12 protein-coding genes are annotated in these 13,322 nt (G+C 63.8%); 5 read left to right on the top strand and 7 right to left on the bottom strand.

Annotation, left to right across the window (positions count from 1 at the left end):
• Nucleotides 1-59: 59 nt before the first annotated feature.
• The 4 genes from NE584_RS17665 to NE584_RS17650 form a co-directional block, all read right to left on the bottom strand.
• Entirely contained in the window at nt 60-686 is a 627-nt protein-coding gene (locus tag NE584_RS17665; RefSeq protein ID WP_050624471.1) for a cyclodeaminase/cyclohydrolase family protein, read from the bottom strand.
• Nucleotides 687-716: 30 nt separating this feature from the next.
• Entirely contained in the window at nt 717-1,628 is a 912-nt protein-coding gene (ftcD, locus tag NE584_RS17660) for a glutamate formimidoyltransferase (protein ID WP_050624472.1), read from the bottom strand.
• Between the two features lie 61 nt (nt 1,629-1,689).
• Nucleotides 1,690-2,940, bottom strand: coding sequence for a sodium/glutamate symporter (gene gltS, locus NE584_RS17655; protein ID WP_108981453.1), 1,251 nt, complete (start codon nt 2,938-2,940; stop codon nt 1,690-1,692).
• Nucleotides 2,941-3,129: 189 nt separating this feature from the next.
• Nucleotides 3,130-6,210 carry a BTAD domain-containing putative transcriptional regulator gene (locus NE584_RS17650; protein WP_256183368.1) on the bottom strand — a complete coding sequence of 1,027 codons (3,081 nt, stop codon included), beginning with the start codon at nt 6,208-6,210 and terminating at the stop codon, nt 3,130-3,132.
• 189 nt (nt 6,211-6,399) lie between these two features.
• Between NE584_RS17650 and ftcD (NE584_RS17645) the strand changes: the two genes are divergently transcribed.
• Nucleotides 6,400-7,299 (top strand): glutamate formimidoyltransferase, encoded by a 900-nt coding sequence (gene ftcD, locus NE584_RS17645; protein ID WP_050624477.1) that lies wholly within the window; start codon nt 6,400-6,402, stop codon nt 7,297-7,299.
• Nucleotides 7,300-7,362: 63 nt separating this feature from the next.
• Here ftcD (NE584_RS17645) and NE584_RS17640 read toward each other — a convergent pair whose 3' ends face one another.
• The 3 genes from NE584_RS17640 to NE584_RS17630 all read right to left on the bottom strand — a co-directional run bounded on the left by NE584_RS17640 (nt 7,363) and on the right by NE584_RS17630 (nt 9,950).
• The gene (locus NE584_RS17640; RefSeq protein ID WP_050624478.1) at nt 7,363-8,493 is read right to left on the bottom strand and encodes a DUF4317 domain-containing protein; all 1,131 of its coding nucleotides are present in this window, start codon (nt 8,491-8,493) and stop codon (nt 7,363-7,365) included.
• 36 nt (nt 8,494-8,529) lie between these two features.
• Complete coding sequence (locus tag NE584_RS17635; protein ID WP_256183367.1) at nt 8,530-8,991, bottom strand: helix-turn-helix domain-containing protein; 462 nt, start codon at nt 8,989-8,991, stop codon at nt 8,530-8,532.
• 77 nt (nt 8,992-9,068) lie between these two features.
• Nucleotides 9,069-9,950, bottom strand: a complete 882-nt coding sequence (locus NE584_RS17630) for a LysR family transcriptional regulator (protein ID WP_256183366.1) — start codon at nt 9,948-9,950, stop codon at nt 9,069-9,071.
• 368 nt (nt 9,951-10,318) lie between these two features.
• Between NE584_RS17630 and NE584_RS17625 the strand changes: the two genes are divergently transcribed.
• From NE584_RS17625 to NE584_RS17610, 4 genes are all read left to right on the top strand, one after another.
• A complete protein-coding gene (locus tag NE584_RS17625) occupies nt 10,319-11,167 on the top strand; it encodes a transketolase (protein ID WP_108981451.1) in 849 nt (282 codons plus the stop codon).
• Nucleotides 11,167-12,111: a transketolase family protein gene (locus NE584_RS17620; protein ID WP_050624484.1), complete on the top strand. Its 945-nt coding sequence runs from the start codon at nt 11,167-11,169 to the stop codon at nt 12,109-12,111. Before NE584_RS17625 ends, NE584_RS17620 begins: the two co-directional genes overlap by 1 nt.
• A gap of 75 nt (nt 12,112-12,186) precedes the next feature.
• Nucleotides 12,187-12,867 carry an aspartate/glutamate racemase family protein gene (locus NE584_RS17615; protein WP_050624485.1) on the top strand — a complete coding sequence of 227 codons (681 nt, stop codon included), beginning with the start codon at nt 12,187-12,189 and terminating at the stop codon, nt 12,865-12,867.
• Nucleotides 12,868-12,921: 54 nt separating this feature from the next.
• Nucleotides 12,922-13,322, top strand: a 401-nt coding sequence (locus NE584_RS17610) for a thiamine pyrophosphate-binding protein (protein WP_256183365.1), incomplete at its 3' end; no start/stop codon positions are given.

The following is a 13,322-nucleotide window of genomic DNA, read 5'->3' as shown; positions in this document are numbered from 1 at the left end:
CCCCCCCCGGGGGGGCCCCGGCGGGGGGGGCGGCCCGTCGGTGATTCATGGGAGGGGGATCACAGGGACTCCAGGACCTCCTGGTAGATGGCGTCGGCCAGAGGCAGGGCCTTGTCCAGCAGGGCCTGGCCCTTCTGGCGGTACTCGTCGGCAAAGGCCTGGTCCTGGATACCGCCGATGTTGATGAGCACGTTGAGCCAGGCGCCCTGGATGGCGGCCTTGAGGCTCAGGGCGGCGCAGCCCAGGTCGCTGGCGGCGCTGGCGTTGAGCTTGCCCACCACGGAGCGGGTCAGCTCCAGGGCCTGGCAGGCCAGCTCCATCATCTCAAAGGGGGTCTTGGTGCAGCCCTTCAGGGCCTCCTGCATGGCGGCCTTGCGGGCGGCCTTCTCCTCGTCGGTGTCCTTGGGCATGGCGAACACGGCGCTGACGGCGTTGAACGCCTCGGTATCCCGGTCGATCACGTCCACGAACTGAGCCTTGAGCTCGTTCCCCTTCTTCTGGGACTCGATGGCCAGCTCCTGCACGTCGGCGTACTTCTTCTTTCCCACGGTGAGGGCGCACACCATAGCGGTGAGGGCGGCGCCCAGGGCGCCCTCCAGCGCGGCGGCGGAGCCGCCGCCGGGCGCGGGTTCATCGGAGGCCATCAGGTCCACGAACTCATTGACCTTCATTTCCACAAGCTTCATAACAGTCGATTCTCCTTTTGTCAGAACGGCTTATTCCATGCCGATCAGGTGGTACTCCATGATCTGATTGTGGCAGTCGAAGTCACGGGCCTTCAGATAGAACTCAGCGCAGTCGATCATGGCCTTGGCGGGGGTCAGGCCCACGATCTCGCTGTCCACGATATAGGTGCCGTAGCGCTCGGCCAGGGAGCGGATCATCTCATAGACCACATACAGAGGGGTGTCCTCATAGTTGACCATGTTCATGGAGACCTGAGCGATGCCCCGGTCCTCCAGCATGAAGCCCATGGCCTTGCAGCTGCGGAAGCCGCCGGAGGAGCCGCGGATGACCTTGGCGATCTTCTTGGCGATCTCCACGTCGGAGGTGGCCAGGTTCACGTTGAAGGCCACCAGGGGCATGCGGGCGCCGATGGCGGTGATGCCGGCGGTGGGATGGATCTTCCGCTCGCCGAAGTCGGGGGCCCACTCGGGCTGGAGCAGCTTCTCGGGCATGCCCTCGAACTGCCCCTTGCGGCAGGTGGCCAGATTGCGGCGCTCGGGACGGGTGGCGGAGTCCTCATACAGGAAGCTGGGGATCTTCAGCTCGTCCCAGATCCGCTGGCCCAGGCGCTTGGACATCTCCACGCACTCCTCCACGGTGACGCCCATGGTGGGGACGAAGGGGATGACGTCGGTGGCGCCCATGCGGGAGTGCTCGCCCACATGCTTGGTCATGTCGATGACCTCGGAAGCCTTCTTGGTCAGCTGGAAGGCGACCTCCTCGATGGCCTCGGGGGAGCCGATCATGGTGAACACACAGCGGTTGTGGTTGCCGTCGGTCTGGGCGTCGAACAGGGTGCAGCCGGGCACGCTGTTGGCCACTTCCACCAGGGCGTTATAGGCGGCCTCGTCCTTCTCCTTGCTGCAGCTGAAATTGGGGATGCATTCCACAAGCTTGGACATAAGAAATTCCTCCTTAAAATATCGGTATCAAAAATGTTTTGAGATGTAGCGGTTGAAAGGATCAGCCCACCAGATTAGAGGCGGCGGGGACAAAGAACTTGATGAAAGCGATGGTCTGGGGCTGATAGATGAGGTCCACCAGGAAGGCACCCACGATGGGGACCACCATGAAGGCCCGGCTGGACATGCCGTACCGCTCAGTGACGGCGGTCATGTTGACAATGGCGGTGGGGGTGGCGCCCAGGCCGTGGCCGCACAGGCCGGAGCACATGACAGCGGCGTCATAGCTCTTGCCCAGGATGCGGAAGATCACGAAGTAGGACACCGTAACGATGAACACCACCTGGCAGATGACGATGAGAAGCACGCCGCCCATCAGGCTGGCCAGCTCCCACAGCTTCAGCGTCATCAGGGCCAGAGCCAGGTACAGGTTGAGCATCACGTCGCCGATGCCGTCCACCAGGGGGAAGGAGAACTTGTAGAAGTGGAAGGTGTCGTTGAGGTTGCGGACGATGACAGCCACGAACATGGCGCCCACGTAGTTGGGGAAGGACATCCCGATCAGCTTGCTGACCCATCCAGACACCATGGTGCCCAGGGCCATGCACACGATGATGACGACCACGTTCTTGATGACGTCCAGAGCGGAGAGAGGCTCCTTGCCGGCGGCATTGACGCTCTTGATATCATCGTAGTTGGCCTGATGCTCCTCGGGCTTCAGGTCATACTTGACGATGAGGCGGCGGCCCAGAGGTCCGCCCACAAGCACGCCGGAGATCAGGCCGAAGGTGGCGGCGGCGGCGCCCACGCCCATAGCGGCGGAGTAGCCCAGGCTCTCAAAGGTGGAGCCGTAAGAGCCGGCTGCTCCGTGGCCGCCGATCATGGAGATGGCGGAAGACAGCAGGGCGTAGGGGGCCTCCAGACCTACCGCGGTGCCCACTGCGATGCCGATGATGTTCTGGAAGATGGAGATCACACCGGCGCACAGCCAGTAGACGATCAGCAGGATGCCGCCCTTCTTCAGCAGGGAGAAGCTGGCGCCCAGACCCACGGTGGTGAAGAAAGCCAGCATGAAGGGGTCCTGGAAGGTGTTGGTGAAGTTGAAGGTAAAAGTACCAGTGGTGTGGCCGGCGAAGGTGATGAACATAAAGATGAAGCCGCCAATGACGGGAGCAGGGATACAGTACTTGGCCAGGAAGTTGACCTTGTTTTTGATCGCGTAACCGATCAGCAGAAGAATGGAAGCCATTGCCAGGGTCATGATTGCGTCGGTGTTGATGTTGAGGACGTTTTCCACAGTTTCAAATGACATAATGTTACCCTCCCATTGATTCTCTTTTTTCCTCGGACCGCTCTCCTTACGGACCGAAACACTGCCCCGGCTCGTCCGACCTCCTTTCGCCAAAGCAGAATTGGACATTACAAGTACCACTATAGTCACGAAGCATCTAAGAAACGTCTAATTTTAAAAAATAGGAGGAAACTCTGTTGAGACGGAAGCTCATTCCGCCATAAAATGCTTGTTTTTGCTGTACAGCTCAGAGGCACGGTACCGCTGTTGGGTGGCGATGCCGTTGCGCAGGCTCTGGGAGAGCTGCTCCGCCTCGAATACGCTGGGGACGCTGGAAAGCAGGCGGACCCCCTGCCGGGCGTAGCTCTCCGGGGAGTAGGTGAGCAGAGGGGCGAGGGGGGAGCCCGTCCGCTGCTCCAGGTCCAGCCGGCTGCGGATGTGCATGGAGACAAAGTGGAGGATGACCCCCTCCAGAGGGGAATTCAGCCGCTGCTGGCAGGACTGGGCATCGGCCAAGCTGACCGCCGCCCGCTCGTAGTCCCCCTCCATGGCCTGATAATAGGCGGTGTAGGCTGCGGCGGCTGTCCGGCCCCACAGCTCGCCGGAAACTTTCGCGTTGTCATACCCATGCTGAAACAGCTCACGGGCCCTGGGATGGTCCTCCAGGGCAAAAGCGGCCCGCCCGTAATGGACATAGACCCAGACGCCGCCGGGCCAGGGCAGGTCTCCCAGCAGGGAGAGGGCCCGCTTATAGTAGGAGCAGGCGTCGGCGTACTCCAGCCGCTGGCGGCAGACCCGGCCGTAGTCACAGTAGACGGCCGCCAGCTGGAGCCGGACCGCGGTGGAGCGGGTCTGTCCCCGCAGAGCGTCCATGGCCTCCAGCAGATAGTAGCGGCTCTTGTCATAGGCGCCCTGGAGACAGAACAGGCCGCCCCGAAGCCGCTGGAACTGGGCCTGCTGGACCGGGTCCCGGGTGCGCTCCAGCAGGCGCATGCCGGTGGCGGTGTAGCGCTCCACCTGTTCAGTGGCCTGGCGGTAGAGGGCGGAGGAGGCCAGCAGGTAGCAGGCCCGGATGAGCACCCCCGTGTCGGGGTGGATGCTGCCGCCGCTGAGGGCGCCCAGGATATCGCTGCCCCGGGCGCTGTCCCCCTGGAACAGGGCGATGCGCCCCTGGATCAGAGCGGTGGCCAGCTCCAGACGGCCCAGGACTGCGGGGTCCGCCCCCTCACGGCGCAGGGCGGACAGCTCCCGCAGGAACTGCTGGGTCTGCTCCTCCAGCTCCTCTGGGGAGCGGGGGGCGGGGGCGTCTCCCCCCAGGGGGGAGAAGGGCTCGAAGGCCCGGGAGCTGTCCAGATCACAGGCCCGGATGCGGTACTCCAGAGCACGCAGGCGGCTGCCGGCCAGCTGAAAGTGGCGGGCGATCTGGCGGCAGGCGCCCCCCTCCTGGGGCTGCTCCCCCTGGGAGAGCAGCTCGGCGGCCTGGAGGTGGAGGGGCTGACGCTGGGAGTAGGAGAGCCGGTCGTAGACCAGCTCCCGGATGCGCTGGTGGGCAAAGCGGTAGGTGGGGTCCCCCTCGGTGTGGTGCTCCAGGATGATGCCCCGGCCCCGCAGCTCGTCCAGACCGGCGGTGAGCAGGCGGTCATTCTGGTCCATCAGCTCCAGCAGCAGGCGGCTGGGCACCTCCTCGGAGAAGAGAGAGATGAGCTCGGCCACCTGGAGGGCCGCTCCGGACAGGCCGGAGAGCCGGTCCATCAGGATATCCCCCAGGGTCTGGAGGGTGGCCTCCACATTGCCGCTGCGGCGGTAGGCCTGGGTCAGCTCGGTGAGCAGATAGAGGTTGCCTCCGGTCTCCCGGTGAAACTGGGGAGCCATGCGCCGGGCGGCCTCACCGCCCAGCTCCCTGCGGAGCAGCTCCTCTGTCTGTTCCGGGGTGAGAGGGGGCAGGCGATGGCGGCGGAGCAGGCCGTCCGCCTCCAGCGACTCCAGCCGGGCCAGGGCAGAGGGGGAGAGGTCGTCCCGGGCGGTGAGGATGGTCATCAGCCCCCTGCCCTCCAGGCGGCGGAGCAGGGCGTCCCCCAGACGCAGGCTCTCCTCGTCAGCCCATTGCAGGTCCTCCAGCACCAGGAGCACCTTTTTCCGGCGGGTGACAGCGGAGAAGAGGAGCAGGAGGCTGTCCTCCAGCCCTTGGTCCCACTGGCGCAGCGCCCGGGCGGAGACTCCGCCCGGCCAGGCGTTCTCAGAGCGGAAGAGAGGGAACGCCTGGCCTAATCGGACCTGGACCGGGACCGGGAGGGAGAGCTGCTCCTCCTGGATGAACTCCCGCAGGGACAGCAGGATGCGGTCCCAGGGGGCCAGAGGGAGGCCCTCCTCCGACTGGAGGCAGCCGCACCGCAGCACCAGCAGGGCGGACAGATCGGACCAGCGGAGGAAGTGGCTGATGAGCTCGCTCTTGCCGGAGCCAACCTCCCCGATGAACAGCTGGGAGCAGCGGCGCACCGCCCCCTCGGCGAAGGAGCCCGCCGCCGCCCGCAGGGCGGCATAGAGGGTCTCCCGTCCCACGGGGACCTGGGGCGCCTCTGCCTCCCCGGGGGCCTGGGTGGTGTCGTTCCACTGGTTCATGATCTCGTAATAGAGCATGGTGGTGCTCTCCAGGGGGTCCACACCCAGCTCCTCGGAGAGCTGCTCCTTCAGCCGCTGGTACACCTGGGCGGCCCGGGAGTACTTCCGGGCCGCCCGCAGGCGCTCCATGAGGAAGGCGGCCATGGACTCGTCAAAGGGGTCCTCCCGCAGATACTCGGTGGCCAAGCGGGCAGCCTCCTCCGGGTCGCCGGCCTCCAGGGCGGCCTGGGCCTGCTGGGCCAGCCGGCCCAGATACTGCTCGTGGAGCTTCTCCCGGGTGCGGTCCAGCCACTCGTCGAAGGAGAAGGCGTGCTTGACGGCGAAGCCCTGGAGGAAGGGGCCTCGGTAGGCGGAGAAATCCCCCTGCTGGGTGAAGCGGTCGTAGTCGCAGTCCACCTCCCAGGCGCTGTTCACCACCACCAGGGACTTCTGGGGGGAGAGGAGAAAGTCGCCCCCCAGGGTCTTTTTCAGCGTATATAAGGTGTTGCGGAGATTTTTCAGGCCGGTGGCCTCGTCGCAGCTCTCCCACAGCAGAGAGATGAGCTCCTGCCGGGTGGCGCTGCGGCGCACCAGCATGTAGTACAGCAGGGCGTCCGCCCGCTTGAAGGGAAAGGAGACCGGGACCCCGTCCAGCGTGACGCTGGGGGTCTGGAGCATGGTCACATTGAGCATCAGAAAGCCCCCCTCTTTGGTCTGGGTCCAGTATATCGGATTTGGGGCCGGGTGTGCAACTGTTCCCGGGCAAAAATTTGCCGGGGGCGCGTTTTTGCCTTGCCAGGGGGAGGGGAAAACACTATAATAATATAAAAAGGTAAAAGAGGGGGGTGTCCCCGTGGCCCAGGACAGAGAGAGGAGAGAGACATGAAGCTGGATAAATGGATCGAATCCGTCCCCAATTTCAGCGAGGGGCGGGACCTGAAGAAGGTGGAGCGCATCGTGGACTCCTTCCGGGCCAAGCCGGGAGTGAAGCTGCTGGACTACTCCACAGACCCGGACCACAACCGCTGCGTGGTGACGGTGCTGGGCCAGCCGGAGCCCCTGAAGCGGGCCATGGTGGAGGCCATCGGCACGGCGGTGGAGCTGATCGATATGACCCGGCACGAGGGGCAGCACCCCCGCATCGGCTGCGTGGACGTGATCCCCTTCATCCCGGTGCGGGACTGCACCATTCAGGAGGCGGACCAGCTGGCCCGGGAGATAGCACAGGAAGCCGCTCTGCTCTACGGACAGCCCTTCTACCTCTATGAGAAGTCTGCCACTGCCCCCCACCGGGTGGACCTGGCCAACATCCGCAAGGGACAGTTCGAGGGGCTGGCGGAGAAGATGAAGGACCCCCTGTGGAAGCCGGACTTCGGGCCGGATACCATCCACCCCACTGGCGGGGCCACCGCCATCGGGGCCCGGATGCCTCTGATCTGCTTCAACATCAACCTGGACACCCCCAATGTGGAGATCGCCCGGCAGATCGCCCGCCGGGTGCGGAACATCGGCGGCGGCCTGCACTATGTGAAGGCCATGGGCATCGCCCTGGAGGAGCGGAACCTGGCTCAGGTGACCATGAACCTGACCGACTACACCAAAAGTTCCATTTACAGTGTCTTTGAGATGGTGAAGATGGAGGCCCGGCGCTATGGCGTCCGGGTGGTGGGCAGCGAGGTGGTGGGCATTGTCCCCATGAAGGCCCTGCTGGACTGCGCGGAGTACTACCTCCAGATCGAGGACTTCTCCTCCGAGCAGGTGCTGGAGCTGCATATCGAATAGACGGACAAGCAAAAGGAGCGGCCCCTCTGGAACAGAGGGGCCGCTCTCCCTTTTTCGACAGTTTCAGGAGATCTGGATGCTGACGCCGTTGACCTCCACGCCCTCGTTGGCCCGGATGAGGATGTACCGGGTGCCCTCAATCATGCGGGTCTCCACCAGGTCGCTGCGCTCCGGGTTGACGTGGATGGTGACGTCGGGAGTGCGGACCTCCAGCTGCTTGGGGTCCACCAGATTGCGGGGGCTCAGGCCGGCCTCCGGGCCGAAGGCCTGGTCATACTGGGCCTCAAAGGCATCCACATGGGGGGCGGCCACGCCGCAGGAGGACAGGACGGACCGCACCTCCCCCTTGGAGAGCAGGAGGGGCTGCTCCTCCTTGCTGGCCTTGTGCTCTTCGATCATGTCCCGCAGCTGGCTGTGGACGGCCTGGACCACATGATAGCTGCAATCCTCCGCCAGCGTCTCCCCCAGGAGGGACTCAAAGGTCTCCTTCTGGACGGCGGCAGGCATGGGAGGAGGGGTGCGGAACAGGGCGTCAATGAGCTCCGGGTGGTTCTCCCCGATGTCCCGGGAGTAGTAGAGGGCATTATAGAGGTTGGTGGTGCGCTCGTCAAAGGCGGGGAAGAGGAAGCCTGCCTCCGGCGGAGAGACGACCCAGTCCGCCTTCAGGTCGTGGAAGGCATTTTCATAGACAAAGTAGCTCAGGGCGGGCTTGGTCAGCTTCACCGGGCAGATGGAGCACAGGATGTAGGAGAACACCTGGTCGGAGGCGTCGTCCATCCGCTCCCCGTCTTTGGCCCGGTAGGGGACGTCGTAGGTGTCGTGAGCCAGGAGGATGAGATAGTTCCCCTCCAGGGTGAGGGAGGAGATGACCCGCTGGAACAGGGCCTGCACGGCCTCTTCGTCCGCCAGGGAGGAGCCCCGCAGGGCCATGAGGAGCCGGTGCTCCTCACTGTCCACCACCTGCTGGGTGGAGAAGGTGATGTCCGCCAGGTTTTTGCCCAGGGTGCCGGACAGGGTGCGCCGGAGGATGGCCAGCAGCTTTTCCGACTCCTCCTGGGACATCAGCCCCAGGGACTGGTCGAACTGGGAGACGATCTCCCGATTTTCATTGACATAACATCCGCGGATGTGGGAGATGCCGCTCCTGTCCGGCCGAAACCGGCGGCGGATCTCGGAAATTTCCTTTTCGTTCATAGAGACTCCTCTTCTGTACAGATTTCAGGCCGGTGCTCACCGCTGCCGGGCCAGCTCCTTGTGGACGGCCTGGGTGAGGATATCCTGCCCCTCAGGGGAGCGCAGGGCCTCCTGTACCGCGGCGCGGATCATATCCTGAAACGCCTTGCTGTGGAGGAAGGCGTCAAACACCGTGCCCTGGTCCTGGCCGGCGGGGCCGCTCTGGGGGACGGGCCGGGCGGCGCGGCGGGGCGGGGGAGCGGGCTCCTCCTCATCCTGGAAACCGCCGTCCATCCAGGTCTCCTGACGGGTGCGGTCGTTGCTCTCCCCCCGGAGATAGAAGAGGGAGACCCCGAAAAAGGCGGCCATCTTCTCCTGCTGCTCCCGGGTGGGGGTCTGGCGGCCGGTCTCGAACTTTTCCGCCGCATTTTTGGGAAAGCCCAGGGCCTGGGAGAGGGCGGGGCGGCTGAGACCCCGTTCGGTGCGCAGGGCTTCGATGCGCTGTGCCAATGTGATCATAGAAAAGACCTCCTCAGTGGAATGGCTCTATTATACAACAAGAGGGACAGGGGGAAAAGAGGAAAAGAAGGGGGCGGTCATTTGACCCACTCCCGGGCGAACTGGACTGCGGCGTCCACCAGGGGGGAGGCCGCGTCCCGGCGCCAGGCCACCCCCACCTCCTTGACGATCCGCTCCTCCAGCTTGATCTCCCGGACGCCGGAGAGGGTATGGGAGTGGAAGTCCTCCGAGGGCAGAAAGGCCACCCCAAGCCCGCCCTGGACCATGTAAAGGGTGGTGGTGGGGCTGCTGGAGCGGCAGACGATGTCCGGCTCAAAGCCCGCCCGGCGGCAGGCGGTGAGGCACAGCTCCGCGGCCACCTGGCCGGTCTGGTGGAAAATGAAGTGCTCCCCCCTCAGCTCCCGCAGGCTGACCTCCTCACGACCGGCCAGGGGGTGGACACGGGGGACTGCCAGGGAGTAGTGATCCTCCCCCAGCTTGACGAACTCCAGGCTGGAGGCCAGCTGGGACAGGGGGCGGTTGAGAAAGGCCAGATCCACCTTCCGGTCCAGCAGCAGGTCCAGCAGCCGGTGGGTCCCCTCCTGGACGATGTTCACCGAGATGTCGGGGTAACTGCCACAGAAGGCGGAGAGCATGCCGCCGAAGTTGATGCACTGGAGGCTGGTGATGATGCCCAGGTTGAGGGAGCCCTTGCGCAGCCCGGCATAGAAGGACATCTCCGCCTGGAGGGCCTGGGCGCGCTGAAGGATCTCCCTGGCCCGGAGAACAAAATCCTTGCCCGCCTCCGTCAGGGTGGCACCCCTGGGATTGCGGGCGAAGAGGGCCACCCCCAGTTCCTTCTCCAGCTTGGCGATCTGCTGGGACAGGGCGGGCTGTCCCACGTGGCAGGCCTGGGCCGCCAGGGAAAAATTCCCCGAATCGGCCACGGCCAGCACATAGCGAAGCGTGTAAAGTTCCATATGGTTTCATGCCTCCAATCAATGGGATGGCCGCCAGTCCCCGCGGCGGGCGGAGCGGGCGGCAAAAGCGTTTTTTCAGACCAACAAAATAGAGAGCATCTGTTTTGTGCAAAATGTCAAATCAAAAGGAAAAGCGGGGGCTCGTTCCAGAGTGGAGAAGGGCTGCCAAAGCTCAGTATCCGCTATTTTCCCGGATTTGTCAAGAAAGTTTGGGGCTGCGATATCATTTTTAATGATACCAGCTGTCACAAACAAGAATTGGACTTTTTTCGCCGGTGGAGGTAGTCTATGGGCGAAGAAGGAAACAGGCCCCCGGCAAAAGGCTGGGAGCCAGGGAGAACAAAAACTGATGTAGAAAGGATTGAACGATGGTGAACCACAACTACTTCACCCAACGGGATGTGGAACGGCTGGAAGAGCAGGCCGTCCAGATCCGACAGGACATCATCTCCATGATCCACGCCGCCAAGGCTGGACACCCCGGCGGCTCTCTCTCCGCGGTGGAGATGGTGACTGCCCTGTACTTCCACGTGCTGAATATCGATCCCCAGAACCCCCGCTGGGCTGACCGGGACCGCTTCATCCTCTCCAAAGGCCACTCCTGCCCGGTGCTCTATGCGGCACTGGCCCGCCGGGGCTACTTCGACCCCAAGGAGCTGAACACCCTGCGTCAGTACCACTCCATCCTCCAGGGCCATCCGGACATGAACAAGACCCCCGGCGTGGACATGACCGCCGGCTCCCTGGGCAACGGCCTGTCCGTGGGCGTGGGCATGGCCCTGTCCGGCAAGCTGCATCACCAGGACTACATGACCTACGTCATGCTGGGTGACGGTGAGATCCAGGAGGGCATGGTCTGGGAGGCCGCCATGGCAGCCAGCCATCACGACCTGAAGAACCTGGTGGCCATCGTGGACTGCAACGGCGTCCAGATCAACGGCTGGGTCAATGACATCATGACGGTGGAGCCCCTGGCTGACAAGTGGCGCGCTTTCGGCTGGAAGGTGGTAGAGGTCAACGGCCACAACATGAAGGACGTGCTCACCGCCCTGCACACCGCCAAGACCATGCGCCACCCCACTGCCATCCTGATGCGCACTGTCAAGGGCAAGGGCGTCTCCTTCATGGAGGACGACTCCGTCTGGCACGGCTCCGCGCCTGACGACGAGCAGATGGTCAAAGCAATTGCGGAAATCAAGGAAGGGGGCGTTGTGTAATGGCAAAGACTCTTGCCACCCGTATGGCCTTTGGACAGGAGATCATTGAGATCGCCAAGACCAACGAGAATTTTGTGGTTTGTAACGCCGACACCAAGACCTGCGGTCTGGAGAAGTTCGGCAAGTATTTCCCCGAGCGGGAGTTCTCCTTCGGCATTGCCGAGCAGAACCTGGTGGCCGCCTCCGCCGGCATGGCCGCCTGCGGCAACAAGGTGTTCCTGGCCACCTTCGCGGTGTTCGCCTCCATGCGGGCCTGCGAGCAGGTGCGTACCTTCGTCTGCTACCCCAACCTGAACGTCACCGTCATCGGCACCCACGCCGGCCTCCAGGTGGGCGGCGACGGCGCCACCCACGCCGCCATTGAGGACGTGTCCATCATGCGCTCCTTCCCCAATATGACCGTGGTGCAGCCCGCCGACGCCGTGGCGGCCCGGGCCCTGGCCCATGCGGCGGTGGATTTCACCGGCCCCCTGTACGTCCGTCTGCACCGCAACCCGGTTGCCGACCTGTATGACCCCGCCACCTACAAGTTCGAGTGGGGCAAGGCCAACACCGTGGTGGACAACGGCAGCGACATGACTATGATCGTCTCCGGCATCCTGCTGAAGAAGGCGCTGGACGCGGCCGCCATCCTGAAGGAGCAGGGGATCGGCGTCCGGGTGCTGGACATGGCCACCATCAAGCCTCTGGACAAGGAGGCCGTGCTGAAGGCGGCCGGCGAGACCGGGGCCATCATGACCATCGAGGACCACTCCATCTTCGGCGGACTGGGCTCCGCCGTGGCTGAGGTGGTGGTGGGCAACTGCCCCGTACCCATGGAGATCGTGGGCATCCAGGACCGCTTTGGTGAGTCCGGCGACCCGGAGCTGATCTACAAGGACCACGGCATGGACGTGGACTCCATCGTGGCCAAGGCCAAGGCTCTGGTGGCCCGGAAGGGTTAAAAGAGACAGGCACTTCGGACAGGGCGCTGTCCCTGCCCGAAGTGCAGAAAAATGTGAGAAAGGATGAACCCAACTATGGCAGCACCTCATGTGTGTATTCTTCAGACCAGCTTCGCCAAGCGGGAGGACACCGTCGCCTTCCTGAAGGAGAAGGTCCCCGGCGTGCGGGTGGAATTCATCACCGACAGCACCCTGCTCACTGATGTCCGGGCCAATGGCGGCCCCAGCCAGGCGGTCATCGACCGGATGACCCTGTACGCCAAGGCGGCGGAGATCTCCGGTGCGGACCTGATCGTCAACTCCTGCTCCACTGTGGGCGAGGTGGCGGACATCTACGCCAAAGAGGTCAACGTCCCCGTGATGAAGATCGACCTGCCCATGGCCCAGGAGGCCGTTCGGCTGGGCACCAAGATCGCCCTGATCGCCACCCTGGAGACCACCCTGGGCCCCAGCCAGCGGCTGATCGAGAAGGTGGGCGCGGAGCAGGGCAAGAAGATGGAGTGCACCCAGTACCTCCAGAACCCTGCCTGGGACGCTCTCCAGGCCGGCCACCCCGAGGAGCACAACCGCATCCTGATGGAGAGCATCCGGGAGCTGGACAAAATGGGCTATGACGCCATCGTGATGGCCCAGGTGTCCATGCGCGCCCTGCTGCCCGACCTGAAGGACGTGAAGACCCCCCTGCTGTGCAGCTTCTTCTCCGGCTACGGTGCCATCGCCGACAAGCTCAACGAGATCGCGGCGCAGAAGCAGTAAATCCCCCCTGAAATTCGGAAGACCGAGACAATCAAAAAACGGAGGAATCGAACTATGAGCAAGAAACTGGTATCTGACCTGTTGGTGGACTACCTGGAGCGCCGGGGCGTCACCAAGCTGTTCGGACTGTGCGGCCACACCGTCATCGGCATGCTGGACGCCCTTTCCCGCAGCAAGAAGATCGAGTACATCGGCACCCGGCATGAGGCCATTGCCTCCACCGCGGCTGACGGCTACGCCCGCATCACCCACAAGGCCTCCGTGGTCATGTGCCACCTGGGCCCCGGCCTGACCAACGTCATCACCGGCGTGGCCAACGCCTCCCTGGACTCCATCCCCATGGTGGTCATCGTGGGCGATGTGCCCAGCTATTACTTCGGCCGTCACCCCCATCAGGAGGTCCAGATGCATGAGGACGGCGACCAGTACAGCATGCTCAAGCCCGTGTGCAAGCG

It is taken from the genome of Clostridium sp. DFI.5.61 (assembly GCF_024462915.1).
Lineage (GTDB): Bacteria > Bacillota > Clostridia > Oscillospirales > Oscillospiraceae > Lawsonibacter > Lawsonibacter asaccharolyticus.
The sequence above is the reverse complement of the archived record's forward strand: the minus strand, read 5'-3'. Positions and strand labels throughout refer to the sequence as shown.